This is a genomic window from Exiguobacterium sp. s7, assembly GCF_018618195.1.
GTDB lineage: Bacteria > Bacillota > Bacilli > Exiguobacteriales > Exiguobacteriaceae > Exiguobacterium > Exiguobacterium mexicanum_A.
In genome coordinates, this window is record NZ_JACSLO010000002.1 from 120,156 (window position 1) to 146,740 (window position 26,585).

Genomic DNA, 26,585 nt, shown 5'->3' on the forward strand with positions numbered 1-26,585 from the left:
GCGTGATGAATATGTATTCAGATATAATCGGTGCGCTCGGTGAAGAGTGGACGGTGGCTTCCGCAGGCGGGATTACAGGCGAAGCGTACGTAGCGACGACGCGCCAACAAAAAATCTTTGTCAAACGGAACTCGTCCCCGTTTTTAGCCATTCTTTCCGCCGAAGGCATCGTCCCCAAATTGCTGTGGACGAAGCGGATGTTCAACGGCGACGTCCTCAGTGCCCAACAGTTCATCGAAGGTCGTGAGCTATCGCCAACCGATATGAAACGGTCTGATGTGGCGGCACAGCTTGGGAAGATTCATCATTCGAAAGAGCTATTATTCATGCTGCAGCAATTGAATCATACACCGGTCACGTCGACGCTATTGCTTCGGCAATGTGCCGCCTATGAGCAAGACGAGGCGGATGTGACGATTGATGAAGCGGTCCGTTGGCTCACTATGCATCAACCGATTGATGACGAACGTGAACTTGTCGTCTGCCATTCGGACCTTAACCATAATAACTGGATCGAGGACGAGACGGGTCTGTTGTATTTGACCGACTGGGATGACGCCATCATCGCCGACCGTGCCTTTGACTTGGCGATGGTCGTTTACAGTTATGTCGATGAGGCGGAGTGGGAGACGTGGTTTAGCCATTACGGCATCCGTTACACGTCAGAGCTCCATTACCGGATGCACTGGTATGCGATTGCCCAGACGGTTCTCACGTTGTATGGGGAACAGAACGGTATCGCCCGGGCAGAAGGATTGACCGTGCTCCGTGAACTGCTCGATGAGGCAGATGAACGGACACAATGAAAAAAGGGATGGATCACGAGCGTGAGCCATCCCTTTCCATATGCATTAGACATCATCAGGTTTCATGAAATACGCCCAAACGAACGTGGCGATGACGGCGCCGAAAAACGTCAGCGGGGCCGCGTAAAAGATTAAAAATTGATCCAACGTGCTCATCGATATAACCTCCTTGTGAAGGATGATTCATGTTCATTAAACAATGATTTCGTGTATAATCGCAAGGGGACTGCTCGCACGAAGCGGCTAGTCAGCATAAACTTGAACATTTCTTGAACGAAAGGTTGGAAAAACATGCGTTTACGTCACAAACCTTGGGCCAAAGAATATATGGAAGCTCAAGAACACGTCTTTATCACTCATCCCGAAACGTTAAAAGGGAACTGGAAAGCAGAATTTAAGAACGACAATCCGCTCTTCATCGAGGTCGGTTCGGGGAAAGGGCAATTCATTTTAGGGATGGCCCAACAGTTCCCGGACGTCAACTTCATCGCCATCGAGTTATTCGAGAGCGTCGCCGTATCGATCGTGCAAAAGCTCGTCGAGACACCGATGCCAAACGTCCGCGTGTTGACTGTTGATGCCAAGCAACTCGTCGACTACTTCGAAGCCGGTGAAGTCGATCGCGTCTATTTGAACTTCTCCGATCCATGGCCGAAGACACGCCATGCGAAACGTCGTTTGACGTATAAAACGTTCCTCGCCACGTACGAGGCTGTGTTGCCACGCGGAGGCGAGATTCATTTCAAGACGGATAACCGGGGGTTATTCGAATATTCGCTCGAAAGCATGAGCCAATACGGCATGTACTTCACAGATATTTCACTTGATTTACATGTGAACGAACCGGCGGATAACGTGCGCACCGAGTACGAAGAGCGCTTCAGCGCCATGGGACAACCGATTTATCGGATGGAGGCAGCTTTCCGTCCGAAAATTTGACACGCTTTTTTCTTATTTTAATAGCATTTTCTTCACACTTTTTTCTTTCTTCTTGGTACAATAGGAATGACGCTAAACTGGAATTAGAGAAGGGGGAACATGGGGATGTTGAAAAAAGCATGGGCAAGCCTGCTTGCACTAATCTTCATTCTAACAATCGCACCACTTAATACCTCGGCAAACGAGGCGTTCTTGGACGCCCTTGAAGAGGATCTGAAAGCCACTCATTATGACTACAAAGAAGGAACGGCTGAAATCGTAAAAGAAGAGACGCTCCGTCATTCGAATGGCAATGAAGTCATCGCGGCGGTCGTTGAAATTGATACGATCCGTGACGGCATCTTCATCACACGTAAGACCGAGTTCCATTACTATGATGCGACGGACAACAAAATCCTCGCAACAGCTGACCTCGCAGAAGTCGAAGGCGCGACTGAATTTGCGGATGCGAACATCGACATGCTCGGACAACAAATTGTCTATTGGTTGCCTGTGTTGATCTTGCTACTCTTAATCGCGATCCCGGTAGTCATCTTGTTCGTGGTTGTTCCACGTTTCTACTCGACGACCGAGTTCATGAACCCGATTTATGAGAAAAACGATAACCCACGTTAAAAAAAGAGCCGCGAGGCTCTTTTTTTATGCCATTTTCAATTGTTCGACGATTTGAGCGACATCCATGCCGTTACCGGATGAGACGGAAGCGACGAAGGCACTCTCGACGATCGGACCGTCATAGAACTGAATCGTTTTATCGCCTTCATACATATCGACAGCGAGTTCTGCGTTCATCGTGGCCGAACCGATATCGGATAAGATGAGCGCTTCTTTGTCGACGGCCTCGATTGCCTCGAGGATACGGGTCACATCTGTCCCGATGCTGCCGTCCTCAAGCCCGCTCGCTAAATGAATCGGAACGGCGGGGGCCATCTCTTTCATCAAGTCTTGAATCCCTTCAGCGATTTTAGCGCTATGGGATACGATGATGAGCTCTACGATGTCACTCAACCTCCTTCATAATCGCTTTCAACACGATGGAACTCGAGAGTGCGCCAGGGTCGACCGTACCGCGTGAGTTTTCACCGAAATAAGATGCCCGTCCTTTCGTGGCGATCATATCTTCGGTCTCACCGACGAGGCGGTCGAGTTTGGCATCAAAATCGTCAGCCTCGCTCAAGTCAGACAAGAACGGTTCCCACACATCGACCATTGTCTTCTGGCCAACTTCTGACTTCCCGCGCGCCTTAATCGCTGTCGACGCTTCAAGAAGCGCTTCTTTAACGAGCTTGAAATCGGCCTCGGTCGCGTCACCAAACTTAGGTGCAGCCTTGACGAATGCCGACCCGTATAGCGGACCGGCTGCGCCGCCGACTTTCGACATGAGCGTCATCCCGACTTTCTTGCTCAAGTCGCCAAGGCTGGCATAGTCGTCATCGAGTACGGCGACGACCGCTTCAAAGCCGCGCGACATGTTGATGCCGTGGTCTCCGTCGCCGATGGCGCGGTCGAGGTCGGTCAGTGTATCCTTGTTCGCCTCAATCTCGGATTGGGCGTGTCGTAATGCTTGCTTGAACCCATCAATCGTCAACATTGCATAAACACCTCATTCATTGGATTAGAGTTTGAAACCGAGTGCCGCCGACGGTGCATCGAGATAACCCGTCATTTCTTCGTCGAGCGGCAAGAGCGTGATCGAGAACCCGTGCATCTCGAGGGATGTCATATAGTTGCCGACGTATTTCCGTTTCAACGTGTAGCCGGCATCTTCTAATTTTTTCGCGACGAAATGATACGTCACGTACAATTCAGACAAGGGCGTACCGCCCATACCGTTGACCATAACGGCAACTTCGCCAGGACTCACTTCTTTTTTCAAGTGGTCGAGCAGGTCATCCACGATGGCATCGACGTTCGTCGTCGGCTTCCGTTCGACGCCGCGCTCCCCGTGAATGCCGATGCCGATTTCCATCTCTTCTTCATTCAAATCAAAACCTGGCTTGCCGCTCACCGGCATGTAACAAGGTTCGACAGCCATACCCATCGAGCGAACGTTTGCCGCGACCTTCTCCGCAAGCGCTTTCACTTCGGCGAGTGATTTCCCGCTCGCTGCGGCCGCACCGGCGATCTTATGCACGAACACGGTTCCGGCGACACCGCGGCGGTCTTCCTTGTTCGAGATGGCGACATCGTCTGCGACGACGACGTGGTCGACTTTAATTCCTTCGGCGTCCGCAAGTTCGGCGGCGAGCTCGAAGTTCATGACGTCACCGGCATAGTTTTTGACGACGAGTAATACCCCGTTTCCTCCATCGGCCGCTTTGATGCCTTCGAGCACCATGTCCGGGGTCGGGGACGTGAACACTTCACCGCATACAGCGGCATCGAGCATCCCGTCACCTACATAACCAGCGTGGGCCGGTTCATGACCGCTGCCTCCACCCGAGACGAGTCCGACTTTTCCGGACTTGGCCCCGTCAGCACGACAGATGACGTTGAAACCTTCCACACGACCGTACAGTTCAGGATGGGCATGGACCATTCCTTCGACCATTTGTGACACGAGCTCGTTTGCTTCACCGATCAGTTTCTTCACGTGGGATCACTCCTTTTTGAGTTTGAAAAGTACCATATTCAATTTTCCACTCTTTCGCCCAGATTAAACAAAAAAAGTCGGCGAATGTCATCGCCGACCCCACATCATGCATATTCAAGTAAAGCGCCAGTCTCTGAATCGACTGTAAATTGGTACGTCTTCTCTTCGTCGTTCTCGAGAACCGAGATGCCGCCTTTAAAGACGTCATACTCACGTCCGTCATACGTGTAAATCTCAGGTGATGCCGAGATCCATGCGCCTTGAACGTGACCTTTGGCTGAGAATGCCCGTTTCGTGTACTCGAGCGCGTCCTCGGCCGATAAGCTTCGTTCATCTAACACTTTTTTCGTCATAAGTGCGGCCGCGATGGCAACCCCGATCCCAACTAACCAATACCTTTTCTTCATATGACTACCTCCCCTTGAACTATGGCTATCATGTACATCGTACCAAAACCTGTACCCCATTGGAACGAAAACCATTCGCATCTGCCGAAAAGTTCTGTATATAATGAAACAAGAACGGTTGAAGGGATGGATGGAAATGGAACAAAAAACGAGAGACTTATTCAAGACGTTGACAGAACTTCCGGGCGCACCTGGATTCGAATCAGAGGTTCGTCAGTTTGTTCGTGACCGAATCACACCGCATGTCGATGAAGTCATGACGGATGGCATCGGCTCGATCTTTGGGAAACGGGTCGGGGACGAGGCGGGACCACGCATCATGGTCGCTGGACATATGGACGAAGTCGCGTTCATGGTCACCCGGATCACAGAAAACGGGATGCTATACATACAGCCGCTCGGTGGATGGTGGAGCCAAGTGCTCATGGCGCAACGATTTGATATCGTGACGAACGATGGATTGATTCCGGGCGTCGTCGCATCGACACCTCCGCACCTGCTCGGACCGGACGCAATGAGTAAACCGATGGACATGAAACAGATGTTTATCGACATTGGCGCCGATACGAAAGAAGAAGCCGAGTCATGGGGTGTCCGTCCGGGTCTTCCGGCTGTGCCGACAAGCGACTTCACGCCGCTCAAACATCCGAAAAAGATTATGGCCAAAGCATGGGATAACCGTTATGGGGTTGGTCTGGCGGTCGAGTTGCTCGAAGAGACGACAAAAGCCGATCATCCGAACATCTTGTTCTCGGGTGCGACTGTCCAAGAAGAAGTCGGACTCCGTGGAGCGCAAACGGCAGCCGAAATGATTCGTCCGGACGTCGCGCTCGTCCTCGACGCGTCACCGGCCAACGATGCGTCTGGCAATAAGACGGAGTTCGGCCAACTCGGGGAAGGGGCGCTTATCCGAATCCTTGACCGGGTCATGGTCATGTCTCCAGAGATGCGTGACTTCTTACTCGACACGGCGTCTGATGAAAACATCAAAACGCAGTACTTCGTCTCGCCAGGTGGAACGGACGCAGGCCGCATCCATATGAGCGGGGAAGGGGTCCCGACGGCCGTGATCGGTGTCGCGGCGCGTTACATCCATACACACGCCTCGATTCTGCATACGGACGACTATGATGCGGCGAAAGCGCTACTCAAGGCGCTCGTCAAACGCCTCGATCGTTCGACGATGGAGACGCTTCGAGCTTCACGCTAAAGGTAGGGAGAACGTCACTCGTGTAGTGGCGTTTTTTATATTGAAATTTCCCGAGAAACGCTTATACTGATAAAAGTGTGAAGACAGAAACTTTACGACTGACAAGACAGGAAAGAGGGATTTCCATGTTTAAGAAAAAAGGGATCACGCTCAGTCCGTCGCTTTATTTTGTGACGGCACTCAGTTATATGGCACTCGGCTTATTCAGTACGCTCATCATCGGCTTGATCATGAAGACGGCGGGTGGACAATTGCTCGAAACGAGTCTGTCCGGTTTCGGGTCGACGCTCATCGAGATTGGTGATGTGGCCATCGGCTTGACCGGTCCGGCCATCGGGATTGCAATCGCCTATGCGCTTCAAGCACCGCCGCTCATCTTGTTCTCGGCGCTCGTCGTCGGGGCGTTCGGTTACGAGTTCGGGCCAGCCGGCAGTTATGTGGCGACGTTGCTCGCTGTCGAGGTATCCAAACTCGTCTCGAAATCGACGAAACTTGATATTTTGGTCACGCCGTTCACGACCATTGGCGTGGGTTATTTGGCTGCAACCTATATCGGTAAGTATGTCGGCTTGTTCATGACGCAGCTCGGGACGTGGATCGAGTGGGGCACGGAACAGCAGCCTTTATTCATGGGCGTCGTCGTCGCGACACTGATGGGACTCGCGCTCACGGCACCGATCTCGAGTGCGGCCATCGCGCTCATGCTTGGCTTGAGCGGCATCGCGGCAGGCGCGGCGACGGTTGGCTGCGCCGCCCAGATGGTTGGCTTTGCGATCACGAGTTATCGGGACAATGGCATCGGCGGTGCGATCGCCCAAGGGATTGGTACTTCGATGCTTCAAGTCGGCAATATCGTGAAGAATCCTTGGATCTTGTTGCCGCCGACGATAGCGGGGGCGGTGCTCGCCCCAATCGCGATTCTGTTGTTCGAGCTCGAGAGCGTCGCGGCTGGTGCCGGGATGGGGACGAGCGGACTCGTCGGTCCGATTGTCATGCTCGAGACGATGGGCTTCAGTTGGCACATGTTCATCGTCGTCTTCGGCTTTTTGATTGTCGGTCCGGCAGTGCTCAGTTATGCGGTCTATCAAGTGTTGGTCCGGATGAATCGGATTCGGCCGAACGATATGAAAATCGAATATTGAGCGACACGAAAGAGAGCGTCCCGGCGAATAAGCGGGACGCTCTCTTTCGTTCACCAACCGAAAAGATTTCGGACGGTCTCGACGGTTTCACGAGGGACGCGGAAGCTCGCCAAGAATAAGACGAGCAAGACGACATAGACGGGGAGTAAAAACCGTTTTCGAATGATCGGCAAGGCACGGACGAGGCGTTTGCCGACCCGTTCGAGTATGTAAATCACGGCGAACCCGACGACGAGCCATACTAAAATCTCACCTCGCGTCTTGTCCGTATCGATGAACAAGTAGCCGTAGCGCAGAATCGCCAGCATGCCGATGACGCCGACGAGTTGCTCGAGCGGATGTTTCATTTCTGGATTCAACTGTTCACGTGTCCATTTTGTCATGACTTCACCTTTTTCACGTAGTCTTCGCTCCCGATGATCATAAAACATGAGAGCGGAATGTGACAACGGACTTATGCTATCATGAATGGGGAAAAAAGAACAGGAGTGGTGAACATGAAACAATTGACAACGATGAACGAGTATACAGAAGCAAAACAAGGGAAGAGCATCTTGATGTTTTCAGCGACGTGGTGCGGTGATTGCCGTTTCCTCGATCCGTTCATGCCAGACATCGAAGCGAAATTCGAGGATTGGACGTTTTACTACGTCGATCGTGACGACTGGATGGAGCTCGCACAAGAGCTCGACATTTTTGGGATTCCGAGCTTTGTCGCCTTCAACGGCGGACAAGAAGTCGACCGCTATGTCGGACGCGAACGGAAGACGCCTGAGCAAGTCGAAGCCTTCCTTCATGGGTTAGGGTGAGCTAGATGGAACGGAATGAATTACGTCGCCATCTCGAACGCCGGTTTACGGAAGGGTACCGGACCTCGTATGACCGTGAGAACGAGGTGTTGCGCATCGAGCGGTCCACGGACCGGTTCGGCGTCAACATCCGTCTCGCCCCGCTCGTAGCGAAAGCGAAAGTCCGGGGAGAAGTCGCCATTGAAGAGGTCGTCGACTACATCAAGACAGCGCTCTCGGCCGACGATGCGGTCACACTCGCTGGCAATGAAGCCAACATTTATCCCGTCATCCGTTCGGCCTCGTTCTCGACGGAGACGAAGCGTGGGGAAGCACTCGCGATGACGCCACATACAGCTGAGACGGCTGTCTTTTATGCACTCGATTTGGGCAACGGCTATCGCTTGATTGAAGAGCGGCATTTGGACGGGATGCCTTTGACGCGTCTTGACGAATTGGCACGGGACAACGTCAAGAAGTTGCCGACCGATTTAAAAGAAGATACTGTGGCCGGGAATACGTTCTATTTTCTGGCTGCTCGGGACGGGTATGAAGCGTCACGGATTTTAAATGATGAGTTCTTGCGGGTCATGGAGCGCCGTATCGAAGGCGATATGCTCGTCGGGGTACCGCACCAGGACGTGATGATCATCGCGGACATCCGCAACGATCAAGGTTATGATGCGATGCAACAGCTCATGTTCGACTTTTTCACGAATGGGCGGATTCCGGTGACGGCTCTTTCTTTCCATTATGAGGACGGCGTTCTCGAACCAATTTTCATTGTCGGAAAAAAGAACCCACCAACGGACGCATAATCTGCTAAACTATTTGTGTCTAGTTTGAAAGAAGGGGCGTTTTTACGTATGCAAATCAATGCTTTTTATAACCGTGAAGGAATCGGCGATGTCCTCATGGTCTTGTTAAGAGAAGGCGATCGCCACCACCAAGTCGTTGAACGGAAAGATGATGTCGCCATCGTCAAATCGACGACGGGAAAAGTCAATGGCTATAACATCTTCAATGCCAGTAATTATTTTGACGTCAGCGACTGGCACGGGCCGGTCGAGTTGACGGCCGAGTTGATTGAGACGCTCGGTGTCATCTTGCGTAAACAAAATATCGAAGCCGAGCTTTCGGGCGTGGACTTCACCCCGAAATTTGTCGTTGGCTACGTCAAAGAAGCTGAGAAGCACCCGGATGCGGACAAATTGTCGATCTGTCAAGTTGAGACCGATCAAGGTGATGTCCAGATTGTCTGCGGCGCACCGAACGTCGCGGCCGGCCAAAAAGTCGTCGTCGCGAAACCGGGAGCGGTCATGCCGTCTGGTTTAATCATTCGTCCATCGAAGTTACGAGGTGAAAGTTCACACGGGATGATTTGTTCAGCGCGAGAATTGAACTTACCTGATGCACCGCAAGAAAAAGGGATTCTCGTATTGGATGACGAATATGAAGTAGGGAAAGCATTTGAAATCGGTCGCTAAATTCGACCGATTTTTTGCTAAATAGGATTGAGTGAAAAAGCGAGGAATCAAGTATGGATGCATATGAACGTTCATTAAAACAACAAGCAGACCGAATTCGACGCGAACTATCCCAGGAAGGGAAGAAAGGTGCGCCTGTACCGAAGCCCGAGCCGAAGGATGAATTTGTACCGTCGGATGTGCCATCTCCGATTTATGGATACGCCCGACCGAAACCGAAAATCATTCTGCCGACTGAACATTCTCCGGAGACGCGTGACGATTCAGCGATCCGCCAAGCAAAGCGAGTGGCCGTCCCGGTTGAGGAAGTGTCAGAAGCGGTGCCGCCAAGCGTAGAGCCTGAGCCTAAGAACGAACCGGTAATTGATTCCGTAGATGAACCGATGGTGGAGTCAGTAGACGAATCCGTGATGGAATCAGTGATGGAATCAGTGGATGAACCCGTGGTTGATTCAGTAGACAAATCCGTGCCGACCGTCGATGATGCGCCGACGTCACAGCCTGACCTCGATGTCGCAGCGGACGAATCGCCATCAGCGGAGACGCTTGAGGAAATGGTGTCCGAGCACGCGGATACGCCAAGCGAAGAGACGATTATTTCCACGGAAACGATTGAGGAAAGCCCGTTCGTCTCTGAAGACGAGACAGCTGAACAAGATACTAAACCGCTCCTCGGGGAAGTCTCGATTGTAGAGAGCGGGTTCGCCTCTGTGTTCATGGGTTCGACCGATTTGAAATCATCGAAGATTGCCGTCCGAGAAGAAAAGCAAGACGTGACCGAAGAGGACGTTTCGCTCGATGCGCCGGTTGAGACGGTGGCCCCGGTTGTCGAAGATGTTGCGAAAACATTACAGACTGATGAACCGATTGAAGTGCCTGACGAAGAAGAGTTGACGCCTGCGATGAGCGTCTCGTATAAAGCGGAAGGCCCTCCGCTCAATGTCATGATGACACCGCAAGACCGGATGGCGATGTATAAGAGTCGTCGTTTGGCGAAAAAAAAACAATAATCTGTAATAGCATGACTCCTGGAGTTTTGCTATAATGACAAAGGTTTGTCGCATTTTTTCAACAGACCGCAATGAATTAGGGGGGCTATTTACAGATGAACCGTTATCACTTCGTCGGAATTAAAGGAACGGGCATGAGTCCTTTAGCTCAAATTTTAAATGACATGAACAATGAGGTCCGAGGTTCGGACGTTGACAAAGCATTTTTTACTGAAGAAGCATTGAATCGCAAAGGAATTGAAATCCTTCCGTTTGATCCTGAAAATATTACCGAAGGGCAAATCGTCGTACAGGGCAACGCCTTCGCTGACGATCACCCTGAAGTCGTTCGAGCGCGCGAGCTCGGATTGACGATATACAAATACTATGAGTTTCTCGGCGAATTGGCCGACCACTACACGAGTGTCGCCATTACGGGATCTCATGGTAAGACATCGACGACAGGTTTGTTGGCTCACGTCATGCGCGGCATCGAGCCGACGTCGTTCTTGATTGGCGATGGCACAGGAGAAGGGGTCGAAGACTCGAAGAACTTTGTCTTCGAAGCATGTGAGTACAAGCGTCACTTCTTATACTACCGTCCAGACTACGCGATCATGACGAACATCGACTTCGATCACTCGGATTATTTCTCGGGTCTCGATGACGTCATCGATGCGTTCCAAGAGATGGCGAAGCAAGTGAAAAAAGGCATCATCGCTTGTGGCGATGATGAGAACCTGCAACACATTCAAGCAAACGTGCCAATCGTCTATTACGGTTTCGGTGCCCATAACGACTTCCGTGCCGAGAACGTGAACTCGACGGACAACGGAACAACGTTTGACGTCTACTTGCGTGACGACTTCTATGGGACGTTCCGCATTCCGGGATATGGCAACCACAGCGTCTTGAATGCCCTTGCCGTCATCGCGACGTGTGACTATGAGAACTTACCGAAAGAATTGGTTAAAGACCGCCTCGAGACGTTTAACGGCGTGAAACGTCGTTTCAGCGAATCGACGCTCGGAAACCAAGTGTTAGTGGATGATTATGCCCACCATCCACGGGAAATCAGCGCGACAGTCGAAGCGGCACGTAAAAAATACGCCGGCCGTGAAGTTGTAGCCATCTTCCAACCACACACGTATACACGCCTGAAGTCATTCATGGATGATTTTGCTGCGGCATTAGCCGAAGCGGACGCTGTGTACTTGTGTGACATCTTCGGTTCGGCTCGCGAACAAGAAGGTACCGTCACGATCGAAGACTTGCAATCGCGTATCGAAGGCGCGAACGTCTTGAAGCGGGGCGGGGTCAGTGTCTTAAGTCAACATAAAGACGCGGTTCTCCTGTTCATGGGAGCCGGAGACATTCAAACGTACCAACGTGAATACGAGAATCACGTCCAACTCGAAGCGTGAATCGAGAGCGAATGGCTTAAGCCGTTCGCTTTTTTGTGTTTAACATCAAGTCAAGACGGTAATAGTATTAGCGACTGAATTTGGAAAAGGAGATGTTAATGATGGCAAGCCAAGGCGCATTGAGCACATTGAACAAAGAGGTGGCCAACTATGGCCTCTTATTCGTCAAACTGCATAACTACCACTGGTACATTAGCGGACCTCACTTCTTCACGTACCATGAAAAGTTGGAGGAACTGTATAACCTCGTCGCTGAACTGTACGATGACGTGGCGGAGCGGCTCTTGATGAATGACGGCGAACCGTATGCGACGATGAAAGAATATCTCGAACATTCGACGTTGCAAGAAGGGGATCGCCATGCGGATACCGATCAAATGATCAAGGACGTGATCAGTGACTTCAAACAGATCCGTCAAGAGATGCAAGACGCGATGGAAAACTTCGAAGACGGGGACGAAGCCATCGAAGACACGTTCGTCTCTCATATCGAGCGACTCGAGAAAGAGATTTGGATGATGTCGGCAGCGCTCGGCAAAAAGACGAAGCTATAATGAAAACAAGCGTGCCGATTGCGGCACGCTTGTTTTTTGTTATTTCAAATTTTCTGGATTGAGTGGCAAGAGCGAGTCGACGACAAAGCGTCCGTCCTTGCGAATCAATACGTCATCGAACCAAATCTCGCCGCCGCCATAATCAGGACGTTGGATGTTGACGAGATCCCAGTGGATTGAAGAGTCGTTCCCGTTATAGGCGTCGTCATATGCCTGGCCTGGTGTGAAGTGGAAACTACCGTCAATTTTTTCATCGAACAAGATATCTTTCATCGGGTGTTGGATGTACGGGTTGACGCCGATGGCGAATTCGCCGACGTAGCGTGCGCCTTCATCCGTATTGAACACGTCATTGATTCGGTCGGTGTCATTCGCCGTCGCGTTGACGATTTTTCCGTCTTGGAACGTCAACGACACGTTCTCGAATGTGAAGCCATGATATGGAGATGGCGTGTTATACGTGATGACGCCGTTGATCGAGTCTTTGACCGGCGCTGTGAACACTTCACCGTCCGGAATGTTCATCTGACCGGAACACTTGATGGCCGGGATATCTTTGATCGAGAAGCTGAGGTCCGTTCCTGGCCCTTTGATCGTGACACGGTCGGTCTCGTTCATGAGCGTGACGAGTGCGTCCATGGCCCGGTCCATCTTGCCGTAATCGAGCGTACAGACGTTGAAGTAGAAGTCCTCAAACGCCTCGGTCGATTTGCCGGCGAGTTGCGCCATCGATGGGGACGGGTAACGCAGCACGACCCATTTCGTTCCTTTGACGCGGTCCTCGGTATGCATTTTACCGATGGTGGCCCCGACGAGTTTTTGTTGCTCGGCCGGAACGTCTGATAACTCGTTAATGTTGTCACCGGCCCGAAGTCCGATATAGGCGTCCATGGCCTGCATTTGTTTGCGCTCGATGTCGGCCATGAGCTCAAGTTGCTCTCGGCTTGCTCCGCTGTAAAGCTTACGCAAAATACGGCTCTCTTTCAACAAGACGAACGGATGCCCCCCGGCTTCGTACGCCTTCTCGACAAGCGCTTCGACGAGCGACTCCTCGACACCAAAATTTTCGATTAGAACGCGTTCCCCTGGCTTCAATTCGACCGAATAATTGATCAATCCGTCGGCGAGTTGCGTGATTCTTGGATCTCTCATACGTCCACCCCTTTAACTTTTTTAAATTTATTTCTATTTTAGTGTAATCGAAAACATAAAAACGGGTAAAGGAATAATCAGACCGGATGGCGAAAACGGTTGTGACAAATCTTTTCAGTCATAATGGTGCTATAATGAAAACACCACATTATCGAACAGGAGGAATGGATGCATGGAAATCACATTAGGAGGCATTGCAGGGCTCATCGCGGCACTCGCATTTGTCGTACTCGTATTTTTCTTGGCACGTGTCTTGTCGAACGTCAATCGGACACTCGGCAGCGTCGCCAACACGACTGAAAACTTAGAACGTCAATTAGACGGAATCACAATGGAAGTGACGGCGCTCTTACATAAGACGAACCGTCTTGTAGATAACGTCGAAGAGAAAACAGAATTGCTCGCACCAGTGGCTCATGCGCTTGATGAGCTCGGCACGTCGCTTAACGAAGTGACGGAGTCGGTACGGACGGTTTCTTCTTCTGTTCACGTGGCAGCAGACGAAAATAAAGAACAGATCGCCCAAGCGGTACGATGGGGATCTGTCGCTGTAGAATTATTTAAGAAAAATAAAACCGAGACCTCTTCTGACGAACGACCATCACGTCGTCGCGGACGTCGAGACCGGAAACAAGAACAAGAACCGACAACGGTCTCACCAGGCTTGATTGCGACAGACGATACAATCAAATCATAACCATCACAAGGAGGAAGTAACAATGACATACGACAAGAACAAAACATATAACAACGAACAACAACCGAGCGGTGGATTTTTGGCAGGTGTCGTTCTTGGCGGCGTAATCGGCGCGGCCGTTGCACTCCTCACATCACCGAAGAGCGGTCGTGAAGTGCGTACGTATTTAGACGAGAAGACGGCGACGTCGCGTGAGCGATTGACGGTCAAATCGAAAGAAGTACGTGAAAAAGCGGAGCCGGTCGTCGGCGAATGGATCAAAGTGGCCAGCGATAAAGCAGCGCCTGTCTTGAACCTCGTCAAAGATAAGGCCCGTGAAGCAGCCGAATTGAAGCAACAAGTCGACGAAGACGAGTTGTCAATCGAAGAAGCGATGGAGAAAGCCGATCAGCTCGTAGCCGAGGCAGAAGCTGAAGTGAAAGAACAACTCGACCGCGCTTCAGAAGATCAGTCGAGCGAAACAAAAAAATCGAACGTCTCAAACGATTCATCGAAAGCAGACGCCAAAACGGATGCCTCATCTGATAAACCGAAGTCATCAGAAAGCAAGCCGAACGCGAACAAAGCAAACACAAACAAATCGGCAGCGAACAAACAAGAAGCATCAAGCAGCCGTGATCAGTCAGAAGACTATGAATCGGATTTTGAAGCCCCTGTAAAAGACTTGCTCGACGATGAGTCGAAACAAGAATTAAAGGACTTGAAAAACGATCTTAAAAACGGCAACAAGTGATGCATTGAGCGTCCGGACCATCCGGACGCTTTTTTTTGTTGATTTTGTGTCGCTAGCCCATTTCCCTATGACAAAGCGGTTAAAGTTCGATATAATTAGGTTTCTGGAAAGAACGGCTTAGAAATGAGAGGGTATTTATGAGTCCACAAGATCAATTGAATCGTTTACGTCGCGAGATGGATGAGTTGAATCGTGAGATGCTCGACTTGCTCAGCCGCCGCGGCACGCTCGCTGTCGAGATCGGTAAAGTGAAACGTCTGCAAGGCGTCGAACGGTACGACCCGGTCCGGGAACGAGAAATGTTAGACTTTATTGCGGCATCGAATCCTGGTCCTTTCGAGACGGCTCGCTTGCAGCACTTGTTCAAAGAGATGTTCAAAGCCTCGGCCGAGCTTCAAGGAGAAGACCGTGATAAGACGTTGCTCGTCTCGCGTAAGCGTCAAGCCGAAGATACGATTGTCACGCTCGATGATGTCACGATTGGGAACGGACGTCCGCAATTGATTGCGGGACCGTGTGCGGTCGAATCATTTGAACAAGTGAATGCCGTCGCTGAAAAGTTAGCGTTGTCTGGTGTCAAAATCTTGCGCGGCGGGGCGTATAAGCCTCGAACCTCCCCATATGATTTCCAAGGACTTGGGTTTGATGGATTGCAGCTGTTGAAACAAGCAGCGGATCGCCACGACTTGCGGGTCATCTCGGAGATCATGACACCAGGTGCGGTCGAGTCGGCCCTCCCTTATGTGGACATCATCCAAGTCGGCGCGCGTAACATGCAAAACTTCGATTTGTTGAAAGAAGTCGGGAAGACCTCAAAACCGGTCTTGTTAAAACGCGGTCTCGCGGCGACGATCGAGGAGTTCATCTATGCGGCGGAGTACATCATGGCGAGCGGAAATAGCCAAGTCATCTTGTGCGAACGCGGGATTCGGACGTATGAGCGGGCGACACGCAACACGCTCGATATTACGGCGGTACCGATTTTGAAGCAAGAGACGCATTTACCGGTCATGGTCGATGTCACCCATTCGACGGGACGACGTGATTTGTTACTGCCGGCGGCCAAGGCGGCGCTTGCGGTCGGAGCCGATGGCGTCATGGTCGAAGTGCACCCGAATCCGGCGATTGCCTTGTCGGATGCCCAGCAACAACTCGATTTCGACCAATTCGATCAATTCGTGGACGGGCTTACGGCCCAGTTCCCTCAACTTGATTTGGTGAAAAAGTAAGCTTTCCAATTGGAAACGTTTTATATAGCGTGAAGACAGGGTAAAATGATGACAGATACCTGTCTTCCTTTTTTGACACGTTTTTTGAAAATCGTTTGAAAATCATTGCTTGTAGGAGGAGTTTTAATGAATAGTAATAATGTAACCATCTATGATGTCGCACGAGAAGCCGGGGTGTCGATGGCAACCGTCTCACGCGTCGTCAACGGAAACCCGAACGTCAAACCGACGACCCGTAAGAAAGTCCAGGACGCCATCGACCGTCTTGGTTATCGTCCGAATGCCGTTGCCCGCGGACTCGCCAGCAAGAAGACGACGACGGTCGGCGTCATCGTCCCTGATATCTCGAACATCTTTTTCGCAGACCTCGCGCGTGGGATTGAAGACGTGGCGACGATGTACAAGTACAACATCATTCTCGGGAACTCGGACTCGAACCGTGACAAAGAGATCCATTTGTTGAACACGTTGCTCGGCAAACAAGTCGACGGCATCATCTTCATGGGTGGACGTCTGCATGAAGATCTCGTCAACGAGTTCAAGAAGTCGCCGGTGCCAATCGTCCTTGCGGCGACGCTCAACCAAGGATATGACCTTCCGGCGGTCAACATCGATTACGAGCAGGCAGCGTACGATGCAACCGAAATGTTGATCGGCCACGGCCACAAACAAGTTGGCTTCATCACAGGACCACTCGAGCAACAAATCAATGGCGAGAAGAAATTCTCTGGTTACCGCCGTGCCCTTGACGACGCCGGACTCCCGTTCCGTGAGAGTGACGTCGTCCTCGGGAATTACACGTACGCATCAGGCCTTGAGGCGATGCAGAAGATGCTCGAACGTGACGATTGCCCGAAAGCGATTTTCGCCGGTACGGATGAGATGGCACTCGGTGTCATTCACGCGATTCAAGACGCCGGTTTCTCGGTCCCGAACGATTTTGAAGTCGTCGGCCATGATAACACGCGTCTCGCGACGATGATTCGTCCGAAATTGACGACGGTCGTCCAACCGATGTATGATATCGGTGCCGTTGCCATGCGTCTCTTGACGAAAATCTTGAACGCCGAAGAAATCGAAGAGAAAAACGTCGTCTTGCCGCACCGCATCGAACGTCGCGATTCGGTACGTCAAGACTGAATAAAAATCCCCTCGCCAGTCGGAGTCACTCCGCGGACGAGGGGATTTTTTTAGACATATATTGATTTGCGATCGTTCGAGATGAACGGCCAGAACGCCCGTTTCGACACTTCCCAATTCTTCTCCTCGATTTGTTGCTTTCGTGGAATGTGTTGGAACGTGTACGTATGGTCATCCCACCGCGTCGGCAACGCTTGATCGGCTTTGGCCTGCCATTGTTCAATCCATTCGACCGGAATGTCACCGCGATACGGCGCCTCACGCGTCAGGCCGGCCCATACTTGGGACCAGGCGCGCGGCACCGTTCGATACCAGTCATACCCGCCGCCGCCAAGGGCGACGAGGCGACCTTCCGTGTACTCATCGGCGAGTCGAGAGGCGATTTGTGGAATCTGTTCGAACGTCCGAATCGTCGAGGCGAGGTGTGTCAGCGGGTCGAATGCATGGGCGTCGGCGCCGTTCTGTGTCAGGATGATATCCGGTTTGAACCACTCGCACGCTTCCCGGAACACGGTCTCGTAACAGCGCAGGAAGGAATCATCTTGGGTGAATGCATCGACCGGGACGTTCCAACTGTATCCATAGCCGTTCCCGTTACCACGCTCCGTGACCGATCCTGTCCCAGGAAACAAGTAGCGGCCGGTCTCATGGATGGATAAGGTCATCACATCCGCATCGTCATAAAACAGCCACTGGACGCCGTCACCGTGATGGGCATCGGTATCGACGTACAAGACACGCGACCCGTACGTCTGACGGACGTGAGCGATGGCGACGGCCGCATCGTTATAGACACAAAAACCTGACGCTTTTCGTCTCATCCCGTGGTGCAGACCGCCCCCGACGTGAAACGCACGCTCGACTTTTCCGCTCGCGACCAAGTCAAGGGCGTGCATCGTCCCACCTACCAGCCGGGCCGCCCCTTCATGGATGGTTGGGAAAATCGGAGTGTCTTCAGTACCGAGCCCAAATTTGTTCGCTTTCAACGTCGACAGCTCACCTGCGGCGGCCGCTTGGACCGCCTCGATATAATCGAGGTCGTGCACGAGCGCGAGCGACTCGACAGAGGCGAGGGGAGGAGCGATACACTCGGAGGCCTGAAGCTTGCCTGAGGCGATGAGGAGAGACGTCGTCAGCTCCAGGCGAATCGGATTGAACGGATGATCTTCGTGAAAGCGGTACGAGTTCTCGTTCTCGCCGAATATGTAGGCCGGTCTCATGGGGACATCTCCGGACCGAGCACGTCGAAGCCCTCACGCTTCAACCGTTCGATGATGCGGAGCGGATTCATCGTCTGCACGCGGAACGAGATGATCCGTTTATATGGGTCGGCCGTCGGGTGGACGAACACGTTGATGATATTCACGTTCGTCTTGGCGAGGAGCCGTGTCACTTTCTCAAGCGTGCCGGTCGTATTCTCGACTAAGATTTCAATTTGTGAACTTGGCTCGAGTGCACCGGTCAATTGGACGAAATAACGCAATAAATCTGTCTCGGTCAACACGCCGACGAGCTTTCCTTGTTCGATGATCGGAAGACACGTCAAACGATATTCATAAAACAAGGCGGCCGCGTCTTCGAAAAAATCGTACGGGTGCGCCGTCGTCACATCTTGACGCATGATGCTCGAGACGGGGTTTTTAAAGTCAGCGCTCTCGCTTTCGGGGTGGAACACACTCGTCGCACCGCTCATCTCGAACTGGCCGACGATTCCGACGACTTGACGGGCCGGATTTGTGACGATGAGATGGCGTACTTTGTGGTCGCGCATGAGCTTGGCGGCATGGGCAATCGTATTGGTCGGTTGAATCGTCACGACATGACGGTTCATCATTTGTTCAATCAGCATCCAGATCCCTCCTCAGTCATACATGAACCGGCGTCGCAGCCGGAGTGAATCGAAGTGGTCAATCGTCTCTTGCCGGACGTTCTTGCCAATCCGTGCCATGAGACAGTTGGCCGGGTGCGAAGCGATCTCCGGGTCGTCGGTCGGGAAGAAGACGAGCCCGCCGTGGTTCATCATCTTCTCCATCACTTTCCGATAGTCCCAAATGGAGAGTCCGCTTCCTTTTAGATCCCAGTGCCAATAATATTCCGTCGTCAAAATCAGGAAGTCGTCCATATGTGGATCCATCATCGACACTTCGAGCAGCTGTTTGCCGATTCGTTGACCGCGGAAGCGCGGACTCACTTCGATGGCGCCGAGCTCGAGAATGTAAGGGTCGTTCCCTTCGCTCCAACGTTCATACGGGTCTGGATATAAATACGTCACGTAGCCGATGACGAGATCGTCGACGCGGGCCACGATAATGCGACCTTCTTTCAAGTCAGCGATTTCAACGAGGGCCTTATGTTGGTCCTCTGGTTCACGAAATGCGGTCAATCCCTCATCGAGGCGATACGTCGCCAGTACATCGCTTTCGATGGGTCCATCGATGATTACGGCTCCGAGTGAGGTTTCCCACACCTTTGAATGATATTGTTTTTCCATGGAGTCACCACCTTTTCCACCTTCTATTATAGCGCTTTCATTCTACTTCTTTCACGCTCTTTTGGAGATTTTGGAAATTCATTGATTTGTCACAATATTAACACTATACTGAAAGTGGTTATACCATTCATTACAGGGGAGGCGAATCTTTAGCGATGGAAAAATTGAAAGCGTTATCAGGGGAACATCAATTGGCGTCGTATGAAGAGGCTTGTCAGTCGTTCGAGTGGACTCAAGCAGAAGCACTATTTTCTTGGAATTTGACGGGGAACGTTAACATGGCGTACGAAGCGATCGACCGTCACGCCGAAGGTGAACTTGCCACAAAACTGGCATTGCTCTATTTCGATGGGGAACGAGAAGAGCGCTATACGTATGAAGATATGAAACGAGAAAGCAATCGGTCCGGAAACGTTCTGAAATCGGTTGGAGTGGAGAAAGGCGACCGCGTCTTCATCTTCATGCCGCGGAGTCCAGAACTTTATTTTATTTTGCTCGGCACACTTAAATTGGGCGCCATCGTCGGTCCGTTGTTCGAGGCGTTCATGGAACAAGCCGTTCACGACCGTCTGCTCGACTCGGAAGCGAAAGTCATCGTGACGACCGAGGCGCTCTTGCCGCGCATCCCGGTCGATCAGCTCCCGCACTTGGAGACGATTTTGATCGTCGGCGACGGGGTAGAAGAAGCCGGGAAAATCATCGACTATCGCAAATTGGCGGCTGAAGCTTCGACTGACCTCGACATCACATGGGTCGACCGTGAGGACGGCATGATCTTGCATTATACGTCAGGGTCGACCGGGAAGCCGAAAGGCGTCCTGCACGTCCATAACGCCATGGTGCAGCACTTGATGACGGGAAAATGGGTGCTCGACTTACAACCGGATGATATTTACTGGTGCACGGCCGACCCAGGCTGGGTGACGGGCACGAGCTACGGGATTTTCGCTCCGTTCTTGAACGGGGCGACGAATGTGATCGTCGGAGGACGATTCAATCCGGAGTTCTGGTATTCGGTCATCGAACGGTTCGGGGTCACCGTCTGGTACAGCGCGCCGACGGCGTTCCGGATGCTCATGGGTGCCGGCGAAGAAGCGTTCGAGAAATATGATCTATCATCTCTCCGCCATATCCTCTCGGTCGGTGAACCGCTCAACCCGGAAGTCATTCGTTGGGGGAACGAATCGTTCGGGTTACGGATTCATGATACGTGGTGGATGACAGAGACGGGTGCGATGATGATTTGTAACTATCCGACGATGGATATCAAACCGGGTTCGATGGGGAAAGCCATCCCGGGTTGTGAAGCGGCCATCTTAGACGACCGCGGTCAACCGCTCCCACCACATCGGATGGGCAACTTGGCCCTCAAGACGCCATGGCCGTCGATGATGCGGAAGATTTGGAAGAACGACGCCAAGTATGAGAGCTATTTCTGGGGTGATTGGTACGTCTCAGGCGACTCGGCCTATATGGACGAGGATGGTTACTTCTGGTTCCAAGGCCGCGTCGATGACGTCATCATGACGGCAGGCGAACGGGTCGGTCCGTTCGAAGTCGAGAGTCGTCTCGTCGAGCACCCGGCAGTTGCCGAGGCCGGTGTCATCGGGAAACCAGATCCGGTCCGTGGAGAGATTATCAAGGCGTTCATCGCGCTCCGTAAAGGCTATGAGCCGTCAGACGAGCTGAAGACGGAGATTCAAAAGTTCGTCAAAGAAGGGCTCGCGGCCCATGCGGCCCCGCGTGAGATTGAATTCAAAGACAAGCTACCGAAAACACGAAGCGGGAAGATCATGCGTCGCGTCTTGAAAGCTTGGGAATTGAACCTTGAGACAGGTGACTTATCGACAATGGAAGATTGAACGACAAAAGGTCGACACGCGATGTGTCGACCTTTCTTGTCGAGTTAGGCGCCGTCTGCTTCTTCGGCGTCTTCTTTCTTCTTATCTTCCTCAGCCTTTTTCTCAGCCTCGGCTTTCTTTTTAGCTTCTTCTTCAGCTTTCTTCTTGTCGGCTTCAGCTTTTGCTTCAGCTTTTTTCTTCGCTTCCGCTTCAGCTTTCGCTTTAGCCTCAGCATCTGCCTTTTCTTTCGCAGCAGCGTCAGCTTCTTGTTTTTCTTCAGCCTCTTGTTTCTTCTCTTCAGCTTCTTCTTTCTTCTTCGCCTCTTCTTCGGCTTTCTTCTTGGCTTCCTCTTCCTTCTTCTTCTCTTCGACTTTCTTCTTCTCCGAGAATGAGCCTGAGTCTTTGAAGTCAGCGGCAGAAACGCTAGAAGGTTGGTTGAAGCGCGCCCCAGTGTTGAAGATTTCAGGATTGTCGGCGTATACGCGGTTGGCCGTCTGTGACCAGATACGTTGCGTCCGTTGGTAATACTGACCTACTTCATAACTGTTTTGCATTTCACCGAATTGTGAGTCAAAACCAGACCAAACAGCAAGCGTGACGTTCGGATTCGAGCCAACCAAATACGAGTCGCGTCGGTCGTTCGTCGTACCAGATTTACCCATCCAATCGCCAGGGACGTTCAAGAGTGATCGAGCGTACGTTGCTGTTCCTGACGTATAGACATCCCGTAGCATGTCGATGACGAGGTAAGACGTGCGATCGGTATAGATGCGCGTCTTTTTCGGTTGTTTCTCAAAGATAGTTTCACCGTTATACTCAATGCGTTCGATAAAGTAGGGTTCCACATGCTCCCCATAGTTCGCGAGCATCGCATAAGACGCGGCCAAGTTGACCGGGCTGACTTCTCCGACCCCTAATGCCATCGATGAAGCGTTTCGGTTCGCTTCTGACACTTCGATGCCCATGTCGACAAGTTTTTGCGTGTCAGCCGGTTTTTGGTTCCGTTCTTCGTAGATTTTAACAGCGGGAACGTTAAGGGAACGTTTCAGCGCTTCGCGAGCCGTTACTGGGCCGCTGTGCGTTCTACTCTCGTTTTCAACTTCTTTTTTCGGTTGACCAGGACCGGTGAATCGGTAGAAGTATTCTTCATCTAAAATCGTCGTTTCGGGCGTAATCATCCGAGCTTCAATCGCATTGGCATAAACCAAGATTGGTTTTGCTGTCGACCCGATTTGTCGCTCCATGCGCATAGCGCGGTTCACTTCGTCGGTCTTCCCGTTAATATAGCGGCCGCCGACGAAACCTAGGATACGCCCTGTCTTATTCTCGATCATGATTGACGCTGTCTGTTCAGGCAACGTGCGATCTTCTTCTTCGATGTATTGATTTTTATCAAAGTTATTGGCATTTTTAGCGGGTTGTTGCATTGCCTCGTGCACTTTTTTATCAAGCGTCATATGAATCTTGAATCCGCCCTGGCGCAGCATATTGTGGGCGCGTTTGGCGTAAGTCGTTCTAATTTCATTTTGTTCATTCGTTTTTAAATCTGCCAAGACGATGCCGTCCTGTTCGAGCAAGTAGTTCGTGACAATTTGTCTTGCTTGAAGTTCAGCTTCTTGCACAACATACGGATAGCGATCACGCGGCTTCGATTGCGTCTTCATGAAGTCTTTTGTGATGTCGTAGTTGTATGCAGCGTCATAGTCTTCTTTTGTGATCTTCCCAGCAACGTACATCCGGTTAAGTACCGTTTTCATCCGGTTGATGGCCGGTGACACGTCCTCTTTAATGACACCGCCTTGATAATACGGTGTATACAGGAACGGGTTTTTCGGGATCCCGGCGAGGAAAGCGGCTTGTGGCAACGTCAACTTCTCAGCCGATGTATTGAAGACACCGCGAGCGGCTGCTTCAATCCCTGAGATGTTGCGTCCCATCGAGTTTCGTCCGAATGAGACGACGTTCAAGTACGCGTTCAAGATCTCATCTTTGTTCATTGCTTTCTCGAGGCGAAGGGCGAGTAAAATCTCTTTCGCTTTTCGTTCGAACGACACTTCGTTCGTCAGCATTTGGTTTTTGATGAGCTGTTGTGTGAGCGTAGAACCGCCGGTCCGGTCTTCCGATCCGGTCGCTTCCTGTAAGATGGCACGGAGCGTCGCTTTCGGCACGACACCATCGTGTTCGTAAAACTCGACGTCCTCTGTGGCGAGTAATGCGTCGACGACGAACGGAGAGACTTTCTCGACGGCGACGGGAACGCGGACTTCATCCGTCGTATAGTTCCCGATGCGTTCACCGCTTCCAAAATAAATGTCAGAAGTCGATGAGTATGTGTTGATTTGCGACGTCATCGTCTTATATGCGGGTGCCGGCATATCCTTGACGAGGGAAGCGAAATAACCCGCTCCGATCCCGGCGCCTAAAAATCCAATGAGAACGACCGATATAATCGTTAAGAGCAGTACGTTCCACGATACATCGTAAAATACATTGGCATAACGGCGGGCTTTCAAGGACTTTGGTTGGTTCCATGTGTCTCGAATCTTTTGCAGCATGACAGCCTCCTTAATATGGTGTAAAACTATTTTTGACAGTAATATATACGATTATAGCACAAGTCCTTCCTGACCTTACCCCGAATCGACTACCGGATGCAAGTTTCCATATTCTCGGTTGACAATTTGGAAATGGAACTTATAAAATGTAAAGCATAGTCCATAAACAAAGATGCTATGAAGAAAGCGAAGTAGTCGACTGACCGCTTGTCCAGAAAGCTAGTGGGTGCTGTGAACTAGCCAATGTCAGCCGATGAATTACACTTTTGGAGCGTGCCGTTCGGCCGGGTCGAGACCGTTATCTCTCGCTACAAGTGGCCACAGCTGTGGCAATTAGGGTGGTACCGCGGAATCTCCGTCCCTTCTCAATATGAGAAGGGGCGTTTTTTATGTCAATTGAAGGAGTGGAACAGATGGAATTATTGAAGGATTTAGAATTTCGAGGTCTCGTCAACCAAATGACGGACGAAGCAGGATTGAAAGAACAGCTGAACAAACCGACGACGCTTTACACCGGGTTCGACCCGACGGCGGACTCGCTCCACATCGGGCACTTGCTCCCGATTTTAACACTCAAACGTTTCCAAGAGGCGGGGCATCATGTCATCGCTCTCGTCGGTGGGGCGACCGGCATGATCGGTGACCCGTCAGGACGTTCGGACGAGCGTTCGCTCAACACGCTCGACACGGTCAAACAATTCTCGGATCGAATCAAAGACCAATTGAGCCGCTTCTTGCCGCTTGAAGGAGAGAATCCAATCTCAATCCGCAACAACTACGAGTGGACGGAAGAGTTGTCGATCATCGACTTCTTGCGCGACATCGGCAAACACTTCCCGATCAGTTACATGCTCGCCAAAGACTCGGTCGACTCGCGTTTGGAGAACGGGATCTCGTACACGGAATTCTCGTACATGCTCTTGCAATCGTTCGACTTCTTGAAGTTGTACGAAAATGAGAACTGCCGTCTTCAAGTTGGGGGCAGCGACCAGTGGGGCAACATCACGGCCGGTCTCGAACTGATTCGTCGCTTTGGTCACTCGGAAAAGGCGTTCGGTTTGACGGTACCGCTCGTGACGAAGTCGGATGGACAAAAATTCGGTAAGACGGCCGGTGGTGCGGTCTGGCTCGACGCCGATAAGACGACACCTTACGAGTTCTACCAGTTCTGGATCAACGTCGACGACGCCGACGTCATCAAGTTCATCAAATACTTCACGTTCTTGTCGCATGACGACATCTTGGCGCTTGAAAGCGAAGTGGCGTCTGCACCGGAAAAACGTGTCGCCCAACGTCGCCTCGCCGAAGAGATGACGAAACTCGTGCACGGTGAAGCAGGTCTCGATCAAGCGCTCCGCATCACGGCGGCATTCTTCAGCGGTGATTTGAAGACGCTCAAGCCAGAAGATATGGATGCTGCATTCAAAGGCATGCCTCAGTTCGAACTTGACGGCGAACGTAACCTCGTCGATCTTCTCGTCGAAGCGAAGATTGCGCCATCAAAACGTCAAGCCCGCGAAGACGTTCAAAACGGGGCGATCTACTTGAACGGGGAGCGCGAACAAGCGCTCGATAAGACGGTGACACGTGCCGATACACTTGGTGAGTTCACGGTCATCCGCCGAGGCAAGAAAAAATACTTCGTGATCCGTCACGTCTGATGCATTCGTCCATGTCCCAAATGTTGCGGACATGGACGTTTTTTTATATCTCAAATTGGTTTCGGTCTGATACGATGGCAAGTATAGACGATAAGGAGGCTTTCCTATGGAAATTGAAGAGTTTTTTGGCGAACAGTTCCACCAATGGCGGGAGCGGTTCCGCTACTATGAGATGGCGATCACCGAGCTTGAGAGCGACCTCGGCATCATCGACCTCGATTGGCAGACGCGGCTCGGTTACTCTCCGATCGAACATGTGAAGACGAGGATGAAGACGTTGCCGTCAATTATCAAGAAGATGAACCAAAAAGGGCTCCCACTTGAAGTGGAAGCACTTTGGGACAATATTTATGACGTCGCCGGCGTCCGGATCGTCACGAGTTTCCGCGATGACATTTACGCCATCCTCGATCATTTGAAGAAGCGGGACGATTTACAAATCGATGAGATCAAAGACTACATCAAAGATCCAAAGCCGAGCGGTTATCGGAGCCTGCATCTCATCGTCCGGACGAAAGTCTATTTGGCGGAACGCGTCATTTGGGTGCCGGCTGAGATTCAGATCCGCACGCTCGCCATGGACTTTTGGGCGGCGACGGAGCATAAGCTTCATTATAAATACCAACACGTCGTCCCAGAGGCGTCGAAACTCGAGTTGATTGAAGCGGCCAAGATGGCGGACGCGCTCGATACGCAGATGGGCCGGATTCGCGAACAAATATTAAAGTAAAAAAAATCCCCTTTCCT

29 protein-coding genes and 1 other annotated feature are annotated in these 26,585 nt (G+C 51.6%); of the genes, 18 read left to right on the forward strand and 11 right to left on the reverse strand.

Translation table 11 applies throughout. The features are described from left to right. Nucleotides 1-11: 11 nt before the first annotated feature. Nucleotides 12-806 (forward strand): phosphotransferase family protein, encoded by a 795-nt coding sequence (locus KNP79_RS03175; protein WP_034779996.1) that lies wholly within the window; start codon nt 12-14, stop codon nt 804-806. Nucleotides 807-851: 45 nt separating this feature from the next. On the opposite strand, the gene cydS is transcribed toward KNP79_RS03175, so the two are convergent. Beyond that, entirely contained in the window at nt 852-962 is a 111-nt protein-coding gene (cydS, locus tag KNP79_RS15850) for a cytochrome bd oxidase small subunit CydS family protein (RefSeq protein WP_021065570.1), read from the reverse strand. Between the two features lie 135 nt (nt 963-1,097). On the opposite strand from cydS, the gene trmB reads away from it, so the two are divergent. After that, nucleotides 1,098-1,745, forward strand: a complete 648-nt coding sequence (gene trmB, locus KNP79_RS03180; protein ID WP_034778289.1) for a tRNA (guanosine(46)-N7)-methyltransferase TrmB — start codon at nt 1,098-1,100, stop codon at nt 1,743-1,745. A 105-nt stretch (nt 1,746-1,850) separates the two neighbouring features. Then, entirely contained in the window at nt 1,851-2,360 is a 510-nt protein-coding gene (locus KNP79_RS03185; protein WP_235420207.1) for a hypothetical protein, read from the forward strand. Between the two features lie 24 nt (nt 2,361-2,384). Here KNP79_RS03185 and dhaM read toward each other — a convergent pair whose 3' ends face one another. The 4 genes from dhaM to KNP79_RS03205 form a co-directional block, all read right to left on the reverse strand. Next, a complete protein-coding gene (gene dhaM, locus KNP79_RS03190) occupies nt 2,385-2,753 on the reverse strand; it encodes a dihydroxyacetone kinase phosphoryl donor subunit DhaM (protein WP_256440833.1) in 369 nt (122 codons plus the stop codon). Then, complete coding sequence (dhaL, locus tag KNP79_RS03195; protein WP_214823166.1) at nt 2,746-3,336, reverse strand: dihydroxyacetone kinase subunit DhaL; 591 nt, start codon at nt 3,334-3,336, stop codon at nt 2,746-2,748. Before dhaL ends, dhaM begins: the two co-directional genes overlap by 8 nt. Nucleotides 3,337-3,360: 24 nt before the next feature. Beyond that, nucleotides 3,361-4,338: a dihydroxyacetone kinase subunit DhaK gene (gene dhaK / locus KNP79_RS03200; RefSeq protein WP_214797298.1), complete on the reverse strand. Its 978-nt coding sequence runs from the start codon at nt 4,336-4,338 to the stop codon at nt 3,361-3,363. Nucleotides 4,339-4,442: 104 nt separating this feature from the next. Continuing rightward, nucleotides 4,443-4,745 (reverse strand): PepSY domain-containing protein, encoded by a 303-nt coding sequence (locus KNP79_RS03205; protein WP_021065576.1) that lies wholly within the window; start codon nt 4,743-4,745, stop codon nt 4,443-4,445. A gap of 136 nt (nt 4,746-4,881) precedes the next feature. Between KNP79_RS03205 and KNP79_RS03210 the strand changes: the two genes are divergently transcribed. Beyond that, entirely contained in the window at nt 4,882-5,955 is a 1,074-nt protein-coding gene (locus KNP79_RS03210) for a M42 family metallopeptidase (protein WP_034778279.1), read from the forward strand. Between the two features lie 125 nt (nt 5,956-6,080). Then, nucleotides 6,081-7,097, forward strand: a complete 1,017-nt coding sequence (locus KNP79_RS03215) for a PTS sugar transporter subunit IIC (RefSeq protein ID WP_214797296.1) — start codon at nt 6,081-6,083, stop codon at nt 7,095-7,097. A gap of 50 nt (nt 7,098-7,147) precedes the next feature. On the opposite strand, the gene KNP79_RS03220 is transcribed toward KNP79_RS03215, so the two are convergent. Next, nucleotides 7,148-7,480 (reverse strand): hypothetical protein, encoded by a 333-nt coding sequence (locus KNP79_RS03220; protein WP_114167197.1) that lies wholly within the window; start codon nt 7,478-7,480, stop codon nt 7,148-7,150. A 114-nt stretch (nt 7,481-7,594) separates the two neighbouring features. On the opposite strand from KNP79_RS03220, the gene KNP79_RS03225 reads away from it, so the two are divergent. From KNP79_RS03225 to KNP79_RS03250, 6 genes are all read left to right on the forward strand, one after another. Further along, nucleotides 7,595-7,906: a thioredoxin family protein gene (locus tag KNP79_RS03225; protein ID WP_034778277.1), complete on the forward strand. Its 312-nt coding sequence runs from the start codon at nt 7,595-7,597 to the stop codon at nt 7,904-7,906. A 5-nt stretch (nt 7,907-7,911) separates the two neighbouring features. Beyond that, nucleotides 7,912-8,703 (forward strand): DUF1444 family protein, encoded by a 792-nt coding sequence (locus tag KNP79_RS03230; RefSeq protein WP_215191282.1) that lies wholly within the window; start codon nt 7,912-7,914, stop codon nt 8,701-8,703. 48 nt (nt 8,704-8,751) lie between these two features. After that, nucleotides 8,752-9,372: a YtpR family tRNA-binding protein gene (ytpR, locus tag KNP79_RS03235; RefSeq protein ID WP_138859168.1), complete on the forward strand. Its 621-nt coding sequence runs from the start codon at nt 8,752-8,754 to the stop codon at nt 9,370-9,372. A gap of 53 nt (nt 9,373-9,425) precedes the next feature. After that, nucleotides 9,426-10,382, forward strand: a complete 957-nt coding sequence (locus KNP79_RS03240; RefSeq protein ID WP_215191283.1) for a hypothetical protein — start codon at nt 9,426-9,428, stop codon at nt 10,380-10,382. Nucleotides 10,383-10,477: 95 nt separating this feature from the next. After that, nucleotides 10,478-11,785 carry a UDP-N-acetylmuramate--L-alanine ligase gene (gene murC, locus KNP79_RS03245; RefSeq protein WP_034778269.1) on the forward strand — a complete coding sequence of 436 codons (1,308 nt, stop codon included), beginning with the start codon at nt 10,478-10,480 and terminating at the stop codon, nt 11,783-11,785. 101 nt (nt 11,786-11,886) lie between these two features. Continuing rightward, nucleotides 11,887-12,339 carry a Dps family protein gene (locus KNP79_RS03250; protein ID WP_034778268.1) on the forward strand — a complete coding sequence of 151 codons (453 nt, stop codon included), beginning with the start codon at nt 11,887-11,889 and terminating at the stop codon, nt 12,337-12,339. Nucleotides 12,340-12,378: 39 nt separating this feature from the next. Here the strand turns inward: KNP79_RS03250 and KNP79_RS03255 are convergent, their stop codons facing one another. Next, complete coding sequence (locus tag KNP79_RS03255) at nt 12,379-13,491, reverse strand: aminopeptidase (protein WP_034778267.1); 1,113 nt, start codon at nt 13,489-13,491, stop codon at nt 12,379-12,381. A 172-nt stretch (nt 13,492-13,663) separates the two neighbouring features. Here KNP79_RS03255 and KNP79_RS03260 point away from each other — a divergent pair, with 172 nt between their 5' ends. From KNP79_RS03260 to ccpA, 4 genes are all read left to right on the forward strand, one after another. Next, nucleotides 13,664-14,188, forward strand: coding sequence for a DUF948 domain-containing protein (locus tag KNP79_RS03260; protein WP_034778266.1), 525 nt, complete (start codon nt 13,664-13,666; stop codon nt 14,186-14,188). Between the two features lie 22 nt (nt 14,189-14,210). Continuing rightward, nucleotides 14,211-14,921, forward strand: coding sequence for a YtxH domain-containing protein (locus tag KNP79_RS03265; protein WP_215191285.1), 711 nt, complete (start codon nt 14,211-14,213; stop codon nt 14,919-14,921). A gap of 137 nt (nt 14,922-15,058) precedes the next feature. Next, on the forward strand, nt 15,059-16,150 hold the full coding sequence (locus tag KNP79_RS03270) for a bifunctional 3-deoxy-7-phosphoheptulonate synthase/chorismate mutase (RefSeq protein WP_034778264.1): 1,092 nt from the start codon (nt 15,059-15,061) through the stop codon (nt 16,148-16,150). 126 nt (nt 16,151-16,276) lie between these two features. Further along, nucleotides 16,277-17,290: a catabolite control protein A gene (gene ccpA, locus KNP79_RS03275; RefSeq protein WP_034778263.1), complete on the forward strand. Its 1,014-nt coding sequence runs from the start codon at nt 16,277-16,279 to the stop codon at nt 17,288-17,290. A 50-nt stretch (nt 17,291-17,340) separates the two neighbouring features. Here ccpA and KNP79_RS03280 read toward each other — a convergent pair whose 3' ends face one another. From KNP79_RS03280 to KNP79_RS03290, 3 genes are read right to left on the reverse strand one after another with little or no spacing between them, the layout of a single operon-like run. After that, nucleotides 17,341-18,510 (reverse strand): acetoin utilization protein AcuC, encoded by a 1,170-nt coding sequence (locus KNP79_RS03280; protein WP_214823161.1) that lies wholly within the window; start codon nt 18,508-18,510, stop codon nt 17,341-17,343. Further along, nucleotides 18,507-19,139 (reverse strand): acetoin utilization AcuB family protein, encoded by a 633-nt coding sequence (locus KNP79_RS03285; RefSeq protein WP_214753029.1) that lies wholly within the window; start codon nt 19,137-19,139, stop codon nt 18,507-18,509. Before KNP79_RS03285 ends, KNP79_RS03280 begins: the two co-directional genes overlap by 4 nt. A gap of 12 nt (nt 19,140-19,151) precedes the next feature. Continuing rightward, on the reverse strand, nt 19,152-19,781 hold the full coding sequence (locus KNP79_RS03290) for a GNAT family N-acetyltransferase (RefSeq protein WP_214706431.1): 630 nt from the start codon (nt 19,779-19,781) through the stop codon (nt 19,152-19,154). Nucleotides 19,782-19,936: 155 nt separating this feature from the next. Between KNP79_RS03290 and acsA the strand changes: the two genes are divergently transcribed. After that, on the forward strand, nt 19,937-21,643 hold the full coding sequence (acsA, locus tag KNP79_RS03295; RefSeq protein WP_034778256.1) for an acetate--CoA ligase: 1,707 nt from the start codon (nt 19,937-19,939) through the stop codon (nt 21,641-21,643). 44 nt (nt 21,644-21,687) lie between these two features. On the opposite strand, the gene KNP79_RS03300 is transcribed toward acsA, so the two are convergent. Then, on the reverse strand, nt 21,688-24,177 hold the full coding sequence (locus KNP79_RS03300) for a transglycosylase domain-containing protein (protein ID WP_215191287.1): 2,490 nt from the start codon (nt 24,175-24,177) through the stop codon (nt 21,688-21,690). A 168-nt stretch (nt 24,178-24,345) separates the two neighbouring features. Next, nucleotides 24,346-24,543, forward strand: a binding site (T-box leader). Between the two features lie 47 nt (nt 24,544-24,590). Between KNP79_RS03300 and tyrS the strand changes: the two genes are divergently transcribed. Beyond that, on the forward strand, nt 24,591-25,838 hold the full coding sequence (gene tyrS / locus KNP79_RS03305; protein ID WP_214706418.1) for a tyrosine--tRNA ligase: 1,248 nt from the start codon (nt 24,591-24,593) through the stop codon (nt 25,836-25,838). A gap of 106 nt (nt 25,839-25,944) precedes the next feature. Continuing rightward, nucleotides 25,945-26,568 (forward strand): GTP pyrophosphokinase, encoded by a 624-nt coding sequence (locus tag KNP79_RS03310; protein WP_034778254.1) that lies wholly within the window; start codon nt 25,945-25,947, stop codon nt 26,566-26,568. Nucleotides 26,569-26,585: the final 17 nt, after the last annotated feature.

Excerpts from the sequence above, each read along its gene's own strand:
- KNP79_RS03175 (WP_034779996.1), top strand. The coding sequence starts at position 12 with ATGTATTCAGATATAATCGGTGCGCTCGGTGAAGAGTGGACGGTGGCT.
- cydS (WP_021065570.1), bottom strand. The coding sequence starts at position 962 with ATGAGCACGTTGGATCAATTTTTAATCTTTTACGCGGCCCCGCTGACG.
- trmB (WP_034778289.1), top strand. The coding sequence starts at position 1,098 with ATGCGTTTACGTCACAAACCTTGGGCCAAAGAATATATGGAAGCTCAA.
- KNP79_RS03185 (WP_235420207.1), top strand. The coding sequence starts at position 1,851 with ATGTTGAAAAAAGCATGGGCAAGCCTGCTTGCACTAATCTTCATTCTA.
- dhaL (WP_214823166.1), bottom strand. The coding sequence starts at position 3,336 with ATGTTGACGATTGATGGGTTCAAGCAAGCATTACGACACGCCCAATCC.
- KNP79_RS03205 (WP_021065576.1), bottom strand. The coding sequence starts at position 4,745 with ATGAAGAAAAGGTATTGGTTAGTTGGGATCGGGGTTGCCATCGCGGCC.
- KNP79_RS03210 (WP_034778279.1), top strand. The coding sequence starts at position 4,882 with ATGGAACAAAAAACGAGAGACTTATTCAAGACGTTGACAGAACTTCCG.
- KNP79_RS03215 (WP_214797296.1), top strand. The coding sequence starts at position 6,081 with ATGTTTAAGAAAAAAGGGATCACGCTCAGTCCGTCGCTTTATTTTGTG.
- KNP79_RS03220 (WP_114167197.1), bottom strand. The coding sequence starts at position 7,480 with ATGACAAAATGGACACGTGAACAGTTGAATCCAGAAATGAAACATCCG.
- KNP79_RS03225 (WP_034778277.1), top strand. The coding sequence starts at position 7,595 with ATGAAACAATTGACAACGATGAACGAGTATACAGAAGCAAAACAAGGG.
- KNP79_RS03230 (WP_215191282.1), top strand. The coding sequence starts at position 7,912 with ATGGAACGGAATGAATTACGTCGCCATCTCGAACGCCGGTTTACGGAA.
- ytpR (WP_138859168.1), top strand. The coding sequence starts at position 8,752 with ATGCAAATCAATGCTTTTTATAACCGTGAAGGAATCGGCGATGTCCTC.
- KNP79_RS03240 (WP_215191283.1), top strand. The coding sequence starts at position 9,426 with ATGGATGCATATGAACGTTCATTAAAACAACAAGCAGACCGAATTCGA.
- murC (WP_034778269.1), top strand. The coding sequence starts at position 10,478 with ATGAACCGTTATCACTTCGTCGGAATTAAAGGAACGGGCATGAGTCCT.
- KNP79_RS03250 (WP_034778268.1), top strand. The coding sequence starts at position 11,887 with ATGGCAAGCCAAGGCGCATTGAGCACATTGAACAAAGAGGTGGCCAAC.
- KNP79_RS03255 (WP_034778267.1), bottom strand. The coding sequence starts at position 13,491 with ATGAGAGATCCAAGAATCACGCAACTCGCCGACGGATTGATCAATTAT.
- KNP79_RS03260 (WP_034778266.1), top strand. The coding sequence starts at position 13,664 with ATGGAAATCACATTAGGAGGCATTGCAGGGCTCATCGCGGCACTCGCA.
- KNP79_RS03265 (WP_215191285.1), top strand. The coding sequence starts at position 14,211 with ATGACATACGACAAGAACAAAACATATAACAACGAACAACAACCGAGC.
- KNP79_RS03270 (WP_034778264.1), top strand. The coding sequence starts at position 15,059 with ATGAGTCCACAAGATCAATTGAATCGTTTACGTCGCGAGATGGATGAG.
- ccpA (WP_034778263.1), top strand. The coding sequence starts at position 16,277 with ATGAATAGTAATAATGTAACCATCTATGATGTCGCACGAGAAGCCGGG.
- KNP79_RS03280 (WP_214823161.1), bottom strand. The coding sequence starts at position 18,510 with ATGAGACCGGCCTACATATTCGGCGAGAACGAGAACTCGTACCGCTTT.
- KNP79_RS03285 (WP_214753029.1), bottom strand. The coding sequence starts at position 19,139 with ATGCTGATTGAACAAATGATGAACCGTCATGTCGTGACGATTCAACCG.
- KNP79_RS03290 (WP_214706431.1), bottom strand. The coding sequence starts at position 19,781 with ATGGAAAAACAATATCATTCAAAGGTGTGGGAAACCTCACTCGGAGCC.
- acsA (WP_034778256.1), top strand. The coding sequence starts at position 19,937 with ATGGAAAAATTGAAAGCGTTATCAGGGGAACATCAATTGGCGTCGTAT.
- KNP79_RS03300 (WP_215191287.1), bottom strand. The coding sequence starts at position 24,177 with ATGCTGCAAAAGATTCGAGACACATGGAACCAACCAAAGTCCTTGAAA.
- tyrS (WP_214706418.1), top strand. The coding sequence starts at position 24,591 with ATGGAATTATTGAAGGATTTAGAATTTCGAGGTCTCGTCAACCAAATG.
- KNP79_RS03310 (WP_034778254.1), top strand. The coding sequence starts at position 25,945 with ATGGAAATTGAAGAGTTTTTTGGCGAACAGTTCCACCAATGGCGGGAG.